Source organism: Burkholderia sp. 3C (genome assembly GCF_054589155.1).
The window spans coordinates 1-237 of sequence record NZ_BAAILN010000102.1; the positions used below are offsets into that span (position 1 = coordinate 1).

1 protein-coding gene is annotated in these 237 nt (G+C 51.9%); it reads right to left on the reverse strand.

Annotation, left to right across the window (positions count from 1 at the left end; genetic code table 11):
* Positions 1-10: 10 nt before the first annotated feature.
* Positions 11-237 (reverse strand): hypothetical protein (locus ACYP33_RS20650; protein WP_459623710.1); only part of this gene is annotated, 227 nt, incomplete at its 5' end.

Sequence of the window (237 nt, forward strand, 5' to 3'; positions counted from 1 at the left end):
GCGGCGCCCTTTATGCATTTTCTTTGCGAAAACGCTTGCACGAAGCGGGATGGGTGCTTAGAATTCGGCCTCTCTCGCGATGACGGAAACGCAGGACGGGAGGAGAAGCCAGGCAGGACAAAGAGAGCGCCGGAATTGAGGCTGCTTCTTTGAACTGGTGAGGAACGCGATCGATGCAGTCTGTTGATCGAAGCGCTGAAAAAAGTAGTTGACGCGCTTCAAAATGTTCTTCATAAT